This window comes from Bacillus sp. ISL-39 (assembly GCF_018613295.1).
GTDB lineage: Bacteria > Bacillota > Bacilli > Bacillales > Cytobacillaceae > Mesobacillus.
Genome location: NZ_JAGGQM010000019.1, coordinates 1 through 15,205, shown reverse-complemented (window position 1 = coordinate 15,205; position 15,205 = coordinate 1). Strand labels below are relative to the sequence as shown.

General features: G+C 42.8%; 11 protein-coding genes. 5 read left to right on the top strand and 6 right to left on the bottom strand.

Features of this window, described 5'->3' with window-relative positions; translation table 11 throughout:
• Window positions 1–24: 24 nt before the first annotated feature.
• On the bottom strand, window positions 25–888 hold the full coding sequence (locus J7E37_RS14395; RefSeq protein WP_215024665.1) for a CvfB family protein: 864 nt from the start codon (window positions 886–888) through the stop codon (window positions 25–27).
• A gap of 167 nt (window positions 889–1,055) precedes the next feature.
• On the opposite strand from J7E37_RS14395, the gene J7E37_RS14390 reads away from it, so the two are divergent.
• The 3 genes from J7E37_RS14390 to J7E37_RS14380 all read left to right on the top strand — a co-directional run bounded on the left by J7E37_RS14390 (window position 1,056) and on the right by J7E37_RS14380 (window position 4,671).
• A complete protein-coding gene (locus J7E37_RS14390) occupies window positions 1,056–1,547 on the top strand; it encodes a YajQ family cyclic di-GMP-binding protein (protein ID WP_214776620.1) in 492 nt (163 codons plus the stop codon).
• A 293-nt stretch (window positions 1,548–1,840) separates the two neighbouring features.
• The gene (locus tag J7E37_RS14385; protein WP_215024663.1) at window positions 1,841–3,493 is read left to right on the top strand and encodes a CoA-disulfide reductase; all 1,653 of its coding nucleotides are present in this window, start codon (window positions 1,841–1,843) and stop codon (window positions 3,491–3,493) included.
• 311 nt (window positions 3,494–3,804) lie between these two features.
• Window positions 3,805–4,671: an SDR family oxidoreductase gene (locus tag J7E37_RS14380; protein ID WP_215024661.1), complete on the top strand. Its 867-nt coding sequence runs from the start codon at window positions 3,805–3,807 to the stop codon at window positions 4,669–4,671.
• A gap of 55 nt (window positions 4,672–4,726) precedes the next feature.
• Here J7E37_RS14380 and J7E37_RS14375 read toward each other — a convergent pair whose 3' ends face one another.
• The 5 genes from J7E37_RS14375 to J7E37_RS14355 form a co-directional block, all read right to left on the bottom strand.
• Window positions 4,727–5,770 carry a LacI family DNA-binding transcriptional regulator gene (locus J7E37_RS14375; RefSeq protein ID WP_214776623.1) on the bottom strand — a complete coding sequence of 348 codons (1,044 nt, stop codon included), beginning with the start codon at window positions 5,768–5,770 and terminating at the stop codon, window positions 4,727–4,729.
• A gap of 117 nt (window positions 5,771–5,887) precedes the next feature.
• The gene (locus J7E37_RS14370; RefSeq protein WP_215024658.1) at window positions 5,888–7,429 is read right to left on the bottom strand and encodes an alpha-amylase family glycosyl hydrolase; all 1,542 of its coding nucleotides are present in this window, start codon (window positions 7,427–7,429) and stop codon (window positions 5,888–5,890) included.
• A gap of 71 nt (window positions 7,430–7,500) precedes the next feature.
• Complete coding sequence (locus tag J7E37_RS14365; RefSeq protein WP_214776625.1) at window positions 7,501–8,343, bottom strand: sugar ABC transporter permease; 843 nt, start codon at window positions 8,341–8,343, stop codon at window positions 7,501–7,503.
• 1 nt (window position 8,344) lies between these two features.
• Window positions 8,345–9,628 carry a carbohydrate ABC transporter permease gene (locus J7E37_RS14360; RefSeq protein ID WP_215024656.1) on the bottom strand — a complete coding sequence of 428 codons (1,284 nt, stop codon included), beginning with the start codon at window positions 9,626–9,628 and terminating at the stop codon, window positions 8,345–8,347.
• A 460-nt stretch (window positions 9,629–10,088) separates the two neighbouring features.
• The gene (locus J7E37_RS14355) at window positions 10,089–11,366 is read right to left on the bottom strand and encodes a sugar ABC transporter substrate-binding protein (RefSeq protein WP_215024654.1); all 1,278 of its coding nucleotides are present in this window, start codon (window positions 11,364–11,366) and stop codon (window positions 10,089–10,091) included.
• A gap of 384 nt (window positions 11,367–11,750) precedes the next feature.
• On the opposite strand from J7E37_RS14355, the gene J7E37_RS14350 reads away from it, so the two are divergent.
• Together J7E37_RS14350 and J7E37_RS14345 are read left to right on the top strand one after the other, a co-directional pair.
• On the top strand, window positions 11,751–13,511 hold the full coding sequence (locus J7E37_RS14350) for an alpha-glycosidase (protein WP_215024652.1): 1,761 nt from the start codon (window positions 11,751–11,753) through the stop codon (window positions 13,509–13,511).
• A 206-nt stretch (window positions 13,512–13,717) separates the two neighbouring features.
• A complete protein-coding gene (locus J7E37_RS14345) occupies window positions 13,718–15,079 on the top strand; it encodes an MATE family efflux transporter (RefSeq protein WP_215024650.1) in 1,362 nt (453 codons plus the stop codon).
• Window positions 15,080–15,205 lie beyond the last annotated feature (126 nt).

Below are 15,205 nucleotides of genomic sequence, written 5' to 3'. Positions count from 1 at the left end.
TGAAAAAAATAGAGCCGACCGGCTCTATTTTTCTTTTTTATATGTCCAATTGTCTTCCTGATAGATCTTTCCTTCCTTCATAAGCCTTCCCATCGCCCTCTTGAAGGAGCCTTTGCTCATCCCGAAGCGTTCCTGGATGTCCTCGGCCATGCTCTTGTCATGGTACGGCATTGCGCCATTACGCAGCTCCAGATATTCCATGATTTTCTCAGCGTCTTCATCCAAGGCTTCCTGCTTGCGCGGCAAAAGCGAGATATTGACAGATCCATCCGGTTTTACATCGATGATCCTTCCCTCTACTTTCTGGCCAATACGCGGCTCAGTGCGGCGCTGTGATTCATGGATGAAGCCTTTGAATCCTTCAGCAGTGATCATCCAGCTGCCCACCCTTGCCGTGCGGTATACATAGCCATGGACATTCTTATTAAAGTCGCTTCTAGTAGCCTTTTCAGAAATTTCCTGAATGACAGGATCGGTCGCCATACGTGCGTAAATCATATTGTTGCGATTAACTCGAAGCGTGATATAAAGCAAGTCTCCTTTTTCCGGCCAGACTGATTTTACTACTGGCAAATCTTCCTCACCGAGCAAGACATCCTTGCTTATGCCAATATCTAGGAATATGCCAACCCCTTCTTTGACATCAACGACCGGTACCCAATTATATTGACCTACCTGTACTTTTGGTATCGTTGTGGTCGCAGCCAGTCTGCCTCTTGATTCCACAAATAAAAAGACCTCTACTTTGTCTCCTTCTTCAAATGACCTGTCAGTATCATTTGAATGAAGCAGCACGTCTTCTTCCCCGTCCGTTAAAAAGTAACCAAAATCAACAATTCTCGCTACGGTCAGTTCCAAAGTCTGACCTGTATATTCGTTCAAGGACATATAATCCCTCCTGCCTTGTTATTAACATTTTACCCAAAGAACCAGAGCTCTAAATTACGTAAAGTTGTTTGAACTGCTATATTTTACTATAATGTAAGCAAAAGCGAAAGCGCCTGGACAGCCATTGTCCCCCGGCGCAGCAAATTTTCCTTATTCCGGAGGTAATCATGTCTAAAGAGAGCTCATTTGATATTGTATCCAAGGTTGAATTGTCAGAAGTCACGAATGCAATCAGCATAGCAATGAAAGAAATCCAGAACCGCTACGATTTTAAGGGCAGTAAAAGTGATATATCACTTGATAAAGAAGAACTTGTCCTCATTTCCGATGATGAATATAAGCTTGACCAGCTGAAGGATGTACTATTCAGCAAGATGATCAAACGCGGCATTCCTATAAAAAATCTGGACTACGGGAAAGTCGAGCGTGCATCAGGAGGAACTGTCCGACAAAGAGCCAAACTGGTCCAGGGAATCGATAAAGAGAACGCGAAGAAGATCAATACAATCATCAAGAACAGCGGCTTGAAGATAAAGAGCCAGGTACAGGATGACCAGGTACGCGTCACAGGCAAAAACCGTGATGATCTTCAAAAAATCATCGCTGCTGTCAAAGAAGCAGATCTTACTGTAGATGTTCAATTCGTGAATTATCGTTAAAAAAGTGCTAAAACTTAATATTGTTGGATAAAAAGCGGACTATGGCAGCATTGTCCGCTTTTATTTATCTAAAAGTCATGAATGGTTCACAAACCGCCCATGGTATTATCCTATTTACACGATAAAATGAATGTATTGGTCTTAGATGTGACATTAGTCGGTCAGGGATACTTAATTTGATAAAACATTCACAAATCCTTCACAAAGTACTATTGGATTTCCCCTATTTTCACGTTAATATACCATTAGGGGTATAAAACACATATTTTTTCAACCGAAAGGATGACAATACAATGGGTAAAAAAATCGTAATCGTTGGCGGCGTAGCAGGTGGAGCAACTACAGCGACTAAACTAAGAAGACTTGATGAACAAGCTGAAATAGTTCTTTTTGAAAGAGGAGAGTTCATTTCTTTCGCAAACTGCGGCCTGCCTTATCATATCAGCGGCGTTATTGAAGACCGCAAAAAATTGCTCTTGCAAACTGTTGAAGGCATGAATGCACGTTATAACCTGGATATCCGCAATTTCTCTGAAGTGACTTCAATCAATCGTGAAGACAAAACTGTATCTATCAAACATGTTCAAACTGGTGAAGAATACACAGAAAGCTATGACGTACTGGTTTTATCACCAGGAGCGAAACCAATCGTTCCTCCTATTGAAGGCTTGAAGAGCGCAAATGTATTTACGCTTAGAAATATCCCGGATATGGATAAAATCAAGGCGTATCTTGAAGATAACAATCCGAATAATGCAGTCGTAATCGGCGGAGGCTTCATCGGTCTTGAAATGGCTGAAAACCTGGTACACGCTGGAGTCAATGTCACTCTAGTCGAGAAATTGCCACAGGTTATGGGTCCGGTTGATCCAGAAATGGCAGCAATCGTTGAAGATGAGTTGAGAAAGAATGGTGTTGAGCTGATTCTCGGTGACGGTATAACTGATGTTCAAGAGAATGGCACAAAAGTTGTTCTTGAAAGCGGCAAGGTCCTTGATTCCGAGTTGATCATTCTGTCAATTGGTGTCCGTCCAGAAAACAAGCTTGCAGCTGACTCTGGCCTTGAGCTTGGAGAACGCGGCGGTATCAAGGTAAATGAATACCTGCAGACATCTGATGAATCAATCTATGCAATGGGAGATGCGATCGAGGTTACTGACTATATCAATGGACAGCCAACAATGATTCCACTGGCATGGCCGGCAAACCGCCAGGCACACATTGTCGGCCATCATATCAATGGGCGTAAAATCGCATATCCAGGTACACTGGGCACTTCAATCGTTAAAGTATTTGAATTGACTGCTGCAACGACTGGCAACAGCGAAAAGCTATTGCGCAGACTGGGCATTCCATATGAGGTAGTCCATATCCATCCACTATCTCACGCTGGTTACTACCCTGGCGCAGAGCAAATCTCTCTTAAAGTTATTTTCGACAGAGAGACTGGCAAGATCTTTGGTGCACAGGCAGTCGGTAAAGATGGCGTTGATAAGCGTATTGATGTTATCGCAACGGCTATCAAGGGCGGATTGAGCGTCTATGACCTTCAGGAGCTTGAGCTTGCATACGCACCACCATTCTCTTCTGCAAAAGATCCAGTGAATATGGCTGGTTACGTAGCTTCCAATATTGTCGATGGAACAATCGAAACGGTCCAGCACTATGAAGTTGACGAATTGCTCCAGGACGGTGCGTTCATGATTGACGTGCGTACTGAAAAAGAGCATGCAGATGGCAAAATTGAAGGCTCAAAAAATATTCCGCTTGATGATTTGCGCAATCGTCTTGGTGAGCTTCCAAAGGATGAAACCATCCTGATCACTTGCCAGGTTGGATTGAGAGGTTACCTAGCTTCCCGTATCCTTCAGCAAAACGGCTTCAAGGTCAAGAACCTGACAGGCGGTTATAAGACTTATTCAATCTTTAAAAATAAACTTCAGTAAAGAAATTAAGCGGCTCCCTATTAAGGGGGCCGTTTTTTGACACATATAAACTGGGGATTCCTCTCTTTACTTTCCGTTAATGCAATTTATAACACTCTGAAATCTGTCCACCTATTTTTGTCCGTCATCGCCCTCATGACGGACAGAATTCTGGTCATCCCCCCTTTTTTTGTCCGTCATCCCCCTCATGACGGACAGATATCATCTCACCCTCCCTCTTTTTGTCCGTCATGAAGTAATTTCCATGTTTTTAATCTGGATTTTAAAGGAATTTAATAAATGGTGATTATACTAAAGGAGTGATTTGATTTATGACTAATGAAAATAATAAACAGGGTTTTCCACCGCAGCATCAAGACCACCAGCCTGGCACTGAGCCGGAAATGAATCCTGAACCTAAATCTGTCGATGAAAATTATAAAGGATCTGAAAAACTTGCTGGTAAAGTTGCCCTTATTACAGGAGGCGACAGCGGTATCGGCAAATCTGTAGCTATCTATTATGCAAAAGAAGGCGCCGATGTAGCGATTGTCTACCTTGAAGAAAGCAAGGATGCGCAAACGACAAAGGAGCTAGTTGAAGCTGAAGGCCGGAAATGCCTGCTGCTAGCTGGTGATATCGGCAGAGAGCATTTCTGTGAGGAAGTGACAAAGAAAACGCTTGATGAGTTTGGTAAAATTGATATCCTGGTCAATAACGCAGCAGAACAGCACCCGCAAAAAAGTCTGCTCGATATCTCAGCAGACCAGTTGGAGAAGACGTTCCGCACGAATGTATTTTCTATTTTCCACCTGACAAAGGCTGTTTTGCCGCATTTAAAAAAGGGCAGTACAATCATAAATACCTCCTCTATTACCGCATACAAGGGTAATGAGAAGCTAATCGACTACTCTTCAACCAAAGGGGCGATTGTTTCATTTACGCGTTCTCTAGCCATGTCCCTTGCGTCACAGGGCATTCGTGTCAATAGTGTAGCTCCCGGCCCAATCTGGACTCCGCTCATTCCTTCTACCTTTGGTGCCGAGGAAGTCGCGAAGTTCGGCACAAACGCTCCAATGGGACATGCCGGCCAGCCATTTGAATTGGCACCTGCCTATGTCTATCTGGCAAGCGACGACTCTACTTATGTAAGCGGACAGACAATCCACGTGAATGGCGGCACAATTGTGAATGGATAGAACCAAAAAACTGCACCTCCAGCATCGGGGTGCAGTTCATTTTGTTTCAATGGGCTTACACAGGTAACTCTTTGTAATCCTTAGGATGACCGCAAGAGTAACGTGTAACTATTTTGAACGGTACGATAATCCGTTTGATTGGCTCATTAGGATTTTCTATAATCTCAATCAAACTTTTTGCAGCCTGGTAGCCCAATTCGAAAATGTTAATATCAACAGAAGTTAAAGGCGGTCTTGCCATTTCAGCAATGAGCACATTGTTAAAGCTGACAATGGAAACATCCTGTGGTACCGCGATTCCCATTTCATCCATCTTATTCAATACGCCAAGTGCCATTAAGTCATCGGCGACTACCATTGCGGTAGGCGGCTGATCTAACGAAAGCAAAACCTCAACAGCATCCTGGCCGCTTTCCCGAAGGAACTCATCATTGACAATGTACTTATTTTCAAGATTAATCCCAGAGTTTCTCAAAGCCTTTTCATAGCCAAGCAGGCGTTCAACCGTTACGACTAAATCCAAATTTCCCCCGATAAAACCAATCCGGTCATGTCCAAGCTGGATAAGATGTTCGGTCACTTCTTTGCCGGCTTTAAAATTATCATTATCGACATAACTAGTATTTTCATCATCTTTAAAAGGTTTGCCGATCACAACAAAAGGAAAATTTCTTTCCTTCAGATACGCGATGACCCTGTCTTCCACCTTGGAATATAAAAGAACCACACCATCTACTCTGCCGCCCTGAACCATTGCGACAACACCATCGAAAATTTCATCCTCTGTCTTTCCAGTTGTCATGTGAAGGGCGTACTGCTTCGTATGCGCCCCTTCGCTCAATCCTGTCAAGACAGTTGGAAAAAACGGGTTCTGGAATACGACATCAGTAGAACTTGGCATGACCAGACCGATTGCCCGAGTAGATTGGCTGGCCAGGCTTCTGGCGATGAAGTTCGGGTGATACCCTAGCTGGTCCATTACCTCCCTGACTCTTTCTTTCGTTTTTTCGCTGATTCTTGGACTATTGGCGATAACACGCGAGACAGTTGAAGGCGCGACATTTGCAACCTTTGCTACATCTTTGATTGTGACAGCCATAAAGTTCCCCTCCCTTTTGCCAGAGCAATTCCCTTATCTTTATTATAAATGAATTGTCCAGGTTTTTTGCTTATTTTTTTAAGCGTCCATTAAACAACAGTACAGGCAAGTGTTGGGCTATTCTCCTTGCTCTTTGTTTCTCTTCCTCCTCTTAAATAGAAGGAAAATGAAGCCGAAGAAAGCAGCGTATACAGCACCCATTGCCAGTAAATAAGGAATATTCAAACCGGTTTTTTCTGCAAGAACATAAATTTCTGCTTTTTCCCGATCCATAGCCAGGTTATATTCTCCATCCTTGCTTCTGACAAGATCATTCGCAAGCAAGCCTCTCAGCTCTTTGCCATCTTCCAGCTGATCCGCTGTCAATGTGACATTCTGGGTATTTGAAGTATTATTAATCGCAATGACGGCAGTTTCATTCTCATAGGTCCTTTTGAAAACAGCCATTCCTTTCTTTTCATAAAGAACTTCCAAATCGCCTCTCCTCAATGAAGGAAGGTCATTGCGCAGCTCACCAATTTTCGTGATGTAATCAATTAATTCTTTATCCGCCCTGAAGCTCATCTGCCTGCGGTTATCCGGGTCTTCTCCACCGTCTAGGGCGATTTCACTTCCATAATAGACAATCGGAATTCCTGGAGCAGTATACATATAGGTCAGCGCCATCTTCCATCTCGTTCCTGGATGGTGCCTGTTCTGGACGGCTTTCCTTGTGAACCTGACCATATCATGGTTGTCGATAAAATTACCCATCAACTCAGGGTTTTCGTATATCGCTTTATTTCTCTTCGCAGTTGTTAAAAGCCAGTCCAAAGTTTGGTCAGGCTTTTCGAATGCAATGCGCAGCTGCTCATTCAATGGAAAATCAACAAAGCCATCGATTCCCGCTCTATCATATTCAGCAATATAATTTGGGTCCTCAGACCATACCTCGCCAATCAGATAAAAGTCATCTTTTACACTTTTCACTTCTTTTGAAAAATCCTCCCAGAACTCAACCGGGACATGGCGGACAGTATCGAGTCTGTAGCCGTCGATATCCGTTTCTTCAATCCACCATTTAGCGGCATCCAGCAAATATTTCTTTGTCTCCGGATTTTCCTGGGCTAAATCCGGCAATCCATAAAGCCAGTTATTCTCCAGCTGGTCTTGATCATTCCAGTCAAAAATTTCCTGCTTTTCATGGAACCAATCCTTCTTAGCAGGATCATTTACCCACTCGTGTTCAGGAGCAACATGGTTGACGACAAAATCCAAAATGATCTTAATGTCACGATCATGTGCTTCTTTTACCAGCTCTTTGAATTTGTCAACGCTTCCAAAATGCTCTTCTGTATTATAGAAGTCTTTGATCCAGTATCCATGATATCCTTTATCGACATTATCGAACACAGGTGTCAGCCAGATAGCGGTAAAACCCATATCCTTAATATAATCCAGCTGGTCGATAACACCCTGGAAATCGCCTCCATGATAGGCCCTTGGGTCATTCGCATCAACATCGAAATCATTGCTATTGTCACCGTTGTTAAAACGGTCAACCATTAAAAAGTAAATTGTTTCATCCTGCCATTTGCGTCCTTCTTTTTCAGCGGCACCTACCGGGAGGGAGCTAAAAAGAAGAAACGGAATCAAGATGAAGATGATCATTTTTTTCATCTCCGGTCCTCCTCATAATTTAAGCAAAGGCCAAATATGGCCTTTGCTTAAAATGTTTCTGCCCTAATAGATTATCCTTTTGTTCCTCCTGCCGTCAAACCAGAAACAAAGTATTTTTGGAATGACAGGAACAGGATGGCAATCGGTACCGCAATCAATACTGCACCCGCAGCGAACGTCGTGAATTCTGCACCGAACTGTTTGGCTACCATATCGTATAGACCAACAGCAAGTGTGTATTTTTCTTCTGTTCTTAAAAGGATTCTTGCAAGGATAAAATCACCGAATGGAGCAATGAACGCGAACAATGCTACAACCGCGATGATCGGTGTCGCAAGCGGCATGACGATCTGGAAGAAAATCCTCAAGTGGCCGGCACCGTCCATTTTAGCTGATTCATCGAGTTCTTTCGGAATCGTATCAAGATATCCCTTCATTAACCAAGTATTCATCGGGATTGCGCCCCCAACATATACAAGGATCAAGCCAAGATGAGTGTCAAGTAACCCAGTCAATAATGCTAGGATGAAAATCGCGATCAGGGCTGCAAAGTTTGGAATCATCTGCAGGATCAGGAATGTCATCAAGCTGTTTTTACGGCCGATGAAACGATAGCGTGAAAAGGAATACGCAGTCAGGCTGACAAGGATGACTGTAAACACCATTGTCAATACACTTACCTTAAGCGAATTCCAGTACCAGTATAAGTACGCGCTTTGGTTAGTATCGAAAAGCTCCTTATAGTGAGCAAGCGTAGCATTTTCCGGAATGATGCTTGAACCGGATAAGCTCTGACCTGGATTGAATGATGAACCGACAATCCATAGCAGCGGGTAAATAATGATCGCGAACATAGCTAAAATCACAAGATACGTTAATGTCAGTCTGAGATATTTCTGTCGTTTGATACTCATATTACATCATATCCTCTTCTTGGAATGATTTCGTTCTCTTAAACTGCCATAAAGCAACTCCAATAACGATCAAGGAAAGGAGCATGGTGATGGCAGCAGCTTTGGAATATTGTGCAGATGTCATCGTGAGGCTGTAAATCCACGAAATCAGGATATCTGTGCCCCCGGCATTAGCGCCTGGCACAGCAGGTCCGCCGCCATTAAAGAGATAAATAATATTAAAGTTATTGAAGTTGAACGTGTATTGCGTAATCAGAATTGGCGCTGTAGCGAAAAGCACAAGCGGCAATGTGATGTTCTTGAACTTCTGGAAGTTTGTCGCACCATCCACAGTCGCTGCTTCGTATAATTCTTCCGGAATGGATTGAAGGACACCGGTTACCATTGCGAAAATGAACGGGAATCCAAGCCATGTTTGAATCATGATCAACGCGATTTTCGTATACATGGCTTCTGTCATCCATGGAATAGGATCGATTCCAAAGAAACCAAGAATATCACGGTTGATTGCACCGAATGATTCGTTGAACATACCAGCAAATACAAGGATTGATACGAATGCAGGTACTGCCCAAGGAAGAATGAACACTGTACGGATGATTGCCTTTCCTTTTACATCCTTCTGGTTTACGAGAATCGCCAGGAACATTCCCAATGCAACCTGGAAAGTAGTTGCAACGAATGTCCAGATGATTGTCCATGAAAGTACGGAGAAGAATGTCTGACGCCAAGATTCTAGTTGGAACAAATCGAAGAAGTTTTTCAGTCCGACCCAGTCAACCAATTTTGCAGGTGGTGAATGGTACAGATCATAGTTAGTGAAAGCTAGTAAAACTACGAATAGAATTGGGAATACAACAACAAAAATCAATAGCAGGAATCCAGGTGACATGATCAAATATGGGAATCCATTATCAATTAAATTGTTGTATTGCTCCTTAACAGTGCTAAGACGCTCTCCCATGTCTCTTTTTAAGCCAGTCTTATATGCATCATTTAAGTTGAATAGATAGAAACCGATTCCAAAGATCAGGACAATCAGTGCCAGGATCCCTTCAACCATCAAGAAGATGGAGTGGTCACGAGGCGTCTGCTCTCCGAGTGTAAACAGGCCCCATAACCCCATGTTGAGCAGGTCTGTGAACACTCCGAAGAATGCACCGGTCAAAATTAAGAATGCGATTCCTTTTAAATATTGTTTGTTGTATAGCTGTCCTAGCCCTGGAATAATCGAAAGGGCTGCTGCTATTCTGCGATGGTTGGTTTGATAGGACTTCTCTTTCATCCTATATTCCCCTTTCTCTTTCTATGTTTTTTTAAGGCACCTCATCGTGTAACCCGCTATTCATGCCTACTCTGGACCATTCCCGTGTCAAACTGCTTCTTTTCATAGAGTTTGATAGAGAATGGGCAAAGCATTGGCGAAAGCTGTAATCCTTGCGAAGAGACCTTGGTAAAAGCATCAGATGCTTTATGAGAACGAATACATTGTTTCCCGTAATGGAATACCTGCTCGAGACAACACTATTATTGTAACGATTTTTCGTGTTTTCACTCTCATGAAGCACCTGATCAGCTATCTCTATTCTAGCGCAACCGTTTGCTCAATGAAAGACTTTTTTACTGCAGTTTTCGTAAACTTTGTGACTTTTCACATACCGTTTATGAAAACACAGAAAATGGAATAAACTACTGGAAAATATAACAGTACCCCCCAAGGGAGGTACTGCTATACCTTTTTCCTATTATTTTGAGTGGTTTTGCTTGATGTTTTGCTCGATTTGTTTTACAGCTGAATCAAGAGCTGCTTGTGGTTCCGCTTTGCCTGTTACAACAGTTTGCAATGCGCTTGCCATTGGTGCCCAAACTTCACCCATTTCAGGGATGTTTGGCATTGGAACTGCGTCTTGAGTTTGAAGGGCAACAGCTTTCGCACCTTCGTTTTCAGCAAGAGCAGGATCGTCAACTAGTGCTACGTTCGTTGGAACTTCACCAGTTTGTTCGAAACGGTATTTAGCGTTTTCGTCATTAGTGATGTACTCAAGGAACTTTGTAGCCCATTCCTGGTTCTTAGAATAAGAAGAAACGTGCCAGCCTTTAACACCCATGAAAGTCTTCATTGGTGTGCCATCAGCGAATTTAGGGAATGGAGCAACACCGAAATCGATGCCAGCATCTTTCATGCCGCCGAACGCCCATGGTCCGTTCATGACAGAAGCAACCTTACCTTCATTGAATAGTCCGTCCATAGCAGAACCGCCGTTTTCGCCGATGATTCCGTTAGGGAATAACTTTTCAGTGTACCATTTCTGGATGTATTCAGTTCCTTCAACAGCACCTTCGTTGTTCAATCCAAGGTCTTGCGGGTTAAGAGCGCCGTCTTTTTCACCGAATACATATCCGCCGTTACCAGCGATTGGAGCGTGTGCAAAGTAGAAGTTATCCCAAAGTGCAAGGAAACCGTATTTGCCGTCTTTAGTGTTAGCTTTTGCAAATTCGTAAAGGTCTTCCATTGTAGCAGGAACTTCAGTCATAAGAGCTTTGTTGTAGATGAACACTGGAGTTTCAGCAGACTTTGGAAGTCCGTATAATTTACCATCGAAAGTTTGAGCATCGATTGAAGATTCAGAGTAAGTACCCTTAACGTCATCGCTTACATTAAGTTCAGCAATGTGACCCTGAACTGCAAGTTCACCGATTTGGTCATGTGGAAGAGTGATGATGTCCGGGCCAGTTCCAGCAGGACCGTCAAGACGTAATTGTTCTTTCATTTTTGTAGCCATTTCTACTTCTTTGAAATCGATTTTGATTCCGTGTTCTTTTTCGAAGTCTTCAGCTACTTTTGTAAGCCAGCCAGACTTATCTTTGTCTTCCCAAACTACTAGCTTCTCTGGTTTAGAAGCGTCTTCTGTTTTCTCACCGTTGTCTTTTGAACCTGTGTTTTCTTCTTCTTTAGGTCCACAAGCAGCAAGTGCGCCAATCATTAAGACCAGCATCATGAAAATCGACAATGCCTTTTTCATGTGTATACCCCTCCTAAAAATGTGTAATTACTCTTCATTGTGCAGGTAGTCTTCCAATCTGTGCAAACGTTTGTAATTTAGTTTGCAAATCTATGAAAACGATTGCACAACCTACTTCTTATTATAAAGGCTTAAATCTTTTTGACAACTAATTTTTTTATTTTTTTTAAAAGTCAGCTGAAATCATTAAAGTTTTGTGAATCAGCTTTTTATTGATTGACATTTCAAAATGAGTGTTCTACCCTTGTTTTAATCTTGATATGTTGCAGCTCTTTCCGTTAAAATTTCATCAAATAGAGCAAAACATTCATTTAATAAGTTCACTCTATAATTTTCTGGAACTTCGCAATATCAGCAATTTAATATGAAAGGAATGGTTTCCACTTGTTAAAAGAAGCGATATACCACCGTCCTAAAGACAATTATGCATACGCTTGCACTAATGAAGAATTACATATTCGCATTCGCACCAAAAAAGATGATATGAAAGAAGTTTCCCTTTTGAATGGCGATCCATATGACTGGCAGGATGGAAAATGGATGACGAATATCGTTCCGATGATTAAAAGCGGAACGGATCAATTATTCGATTATTGGTTTGTTGCTATTAAACCTCCTTTTCGCAGGATGCGTTACGGATTTATTTTAAATGATGGCAGTGAAACAGCTTGTCTTACTGAAAAAGGATTTTACGATGAACCTCCTTTGGATGATACCGGCTATTATTTTGCCTTCCCTTACCTTAACAATATTGACGTGTTCCGTGCTCCATCTTGGGTTAAAGATACAGTCTGGTATCAGATTTTCCCTGAACGTTTTGGCAACGGAGATCCATCAAATGATCCAGAAGGTGCTTTGCCGTGGGGCAGTGCTCCTCCTGAGAGGGATAATTTCTTTGGCGGCGACCTTCAAGGCGTTATCAACAATATCGATTATTTAGCCAACCTTGGCATCACAGGCATATATTTTACGCCTATTTTCAAAGCATATTCCAATCATAAATACGATACGATTGACTACATGGAAATCGACCCGCAATTCGGGGATAAAGACACATTGAAGAAGCTTGTCCAGGTATGCCATGAGCATGGGATCAAGGTCATGCTGGATGCTGTCTTCAACCACAGTGGGTTCTACTTCCCTCAATTCCAGGATGTACTTGAAAAAGGCGAGGAATCTCCTTATAAGGACTGGTTCCACACTAATGAGTTCCCGCTGGTAATGGAGCCAAGGCCGAATTATGACACATTCGCTTTTGAAAAATCGATGCCGAAGCTGAATACCGAAAATCCTGAAGTGATTGAATATCTGCTTGAAGTCGGTCGCTATTGGGTGCGCGAGTTCGATATCGATGGCTGGAGACTTGATGTTGCCAATGAAGTCGATCACTCTTTCTGGAGAAAATTCCGTTCTGAAGTGAAAGCAATCAAGCCTGATCTCTATATTCTCGGTGAAATTTGGCATGATTCAATGCCATGGCTGCGAGGCGACCAGTTCGACGCTGTCATGAACTATCCGTTCACGACTAATATCCTGAACCTGTTTGCCAAAGGTTCCATTACAGTAAAAGAATTTATTGAAAACATGACAACCGTCAATCATATGTATCCTAAGAACGTCAATGAATTTGCCTTCAATCTAGTTGGCAGCCATGATACACCGAGAATCCTGACCGAATGTGGCGGTGACGAAGACAAAGTTAAACAAATTTTCACCGTACTGCTTTCATACATTGGAACACCGTGTATCTATTACGGTGATGAAATTGGCATGAGCGGCCCGCAGGATCCAGGCTGCCGCGAATGCATGAAGTGGAACGAAGAAGATCAGAACAAGGATATGTTCGGACACATCCAAAAAATGATCCAGCTTCGCAAAGAGTATCCGCTTCTGGCAAATGAAGGTGAACTTCACTTCATTCCATCAGATTACCATGAAAGCTGCTTTGCCTATACAAAATCCAATGGCGAGACAACCATTATGGTTGTCGTGAATATGAGCGATAAAGAAGCAAGTTATCATCTGCCATTTAATTTAAAAGGGGAAAAAATCACGAATATCTATACTGGCGAAGAATATGCGGCTGAAAGCGATGATCTTACAGCCAAGATTGGCGCAAACGGATTTGCATTATTCAAATTTTAAAACTCGCAAACCCCTTTCCTTTCCGGGAAAGGGGTTCCTCTTTGTTCTTTGTATGTCCATTCAGACTATTAATGTCATTTCATCCATTTCAATTAAGATACGATACTTTTCCAATTATTTTTTTCGGAAAACGAATCTTTTTCACTTCTATTTCTCCCTATAGTCTGTATAATTAAGGAATTGAATGACAGCTTGGAGATGTAAACATGAAGAATAAAACTGCTAAACTATCACTCTTTGCCATTACATGGCCACTTTTTATTGAAATTCTCCTATATATGCTGATGGGGAATGCGGATACGCTGATGCTGTCCCAGTATTCGGATAATTCCGTGGCAGCTGTCGGGGTTTCCAATCAGATTCTCTCGATGGTTATTGTCATGTTTGGCTTCATTGCGACAGGGACTGCCATCCTGGTCGCACAGAACCTGGGGGCAGAACGAAATGATGAGGCTCGTGAAGTTTCATCTGTATCCATTGGGGCAAATCTTGTATTTGGCCTGGTTCTGAGCGCTGCCGTGTTCATTTTCAGTGAGCAACTGCTCCGATTAATGGATCTGCCTCCTGAACTGTTCGATGAAGCCAATTCGTATCTGCGGATTGTCGGCGGCTTTTCGTTCATCCAGTCGCTGATCATGACAGTCAGCAGTATTATCCGCAGCTATGGATTTACCCGTGATATCATGTATGTCACAATCGGCATGAATGTACTCAATGTCATCGGCAACTATTTCTTCATCTTCGGCCCGTTCGGCTTCCCTGTCCTTGGGGTTGAGGGTGTGGCGATTTCAACCACTGTCAGCCGGGTCATCGGATTGCTGGCGGCTATTTATGTGATGACAAAGCGAGTCCCTGGCTCATTGCCAATATCGTTGCTGTTCAGTTTTCCAAAAAAACATTTGAAAAATCTGCTTAATATCGGCATTCCTTCAGCTGGGGAGCACTTGAGCTACAATAGCTCCCAGATGGTGATCACCTATTTTATCGCTACGTTAGGAACCCAGGCATTGACCGCAAAAGTTTATACTCAAAATGTCATGATGTTCATTTTCCTTTTCAGTATCGCGATCAGCCAGGGCACTCAGATTTTGATTGGCCATATGGTCGGCGCAAAAGAAACCGAGAATGCGTATAAGCGCGCATTAAAAAGTTTAAAGCTGGCTATTTTAATTTCCATTGCTGCCGCGTTGGCCGTGTCCTTCTTTTCGAAGGACCTGCTCGGAATCTTCACGGATAATATGAGCATCATTGAGGTCGGTACCACATTGATTTTACTCACAATCATCCTTGAACCCGGCAGATCCTTTAACCTTGTACTGATCAGTTCACTCAGGGCAGCCGGAGATGTAAAATTCCCTGTTTATATGGGAATCCTGTCGATGTGGGGAGTAAGCGTAACACTATCTTATTTCCTAGGGATATATCTTGAGATGGGACTTGTCGGCATTTGGATCGCCTTCATTGCGGACGAATGGCTGCGCGGACTGCTTATGCTGTGGCGCTGGAAATCACGAGTTTGGGTGAAAAAATCATTCGTGCCGGATGCCCAGCCAGTGCAGGCTGAATAAGTTATGGAGACTATGCTGCTAGCCCTTAATTGTACCCTTATGGATGGTGATGCTGCTGCATAAGGATACGATTTGCCCTTAATTGTACCCTTATGGATGGCGATTCTGCTGCATAAGGATACGATT